Here is a 320-nt window from a genome sequence, read left to right on the forward strand (position 1 = left end):
GCCTGTACCTGTACTCGGCCGCCGAGACCCTCGGCGCGGACCGCGCGGACCTCACCGAGCGGCTGATCGCGGGCCGTCAGAAGTACTCGTCGATCTTCAACTACCCGACGCCGACCTTCGCCGACGTCGGCGTGATCGGCTGGTTCGTGGACGGCGCGGCCATCTGCAACCAGGTGCCGCTGTGCCGCAGTTCCTACGGCCCCTACGCGCGCGCGATGGTGCGGATCTGCAAGGAGGAGTCCTTCCACCAGCGGCAGGGCTACGAACTGCTGATGACCATGATGCGGGGCACCGACGCCCAGCGGGAGATGGTCCAGGAC

General features: G+C 68.1%; 1 protein-coding gene. It reads left to right on the forward strand.

Going from position 1 to position 320, the window contains the following annotated elements:
- On the forward strand, nucleotides 1-320 hold a 320-nt coding region (locus IF54_RS0139115), incomplete at both ends, for a Phenylacetic acid catabolic protein (RefSeq protein ID WP_030327563.1).

Origin of the sequence: Streptomyces sp. NRRL B-3229, from assembly GCF_000719505.1 — a bacterium.
Classification (GTDB): Bacteria; Actinomycetota; Actinomycetes; order Streptomycetales; family Streptomycetaceae; genus Streptomyces; species Streptomyces griseorubiginosus.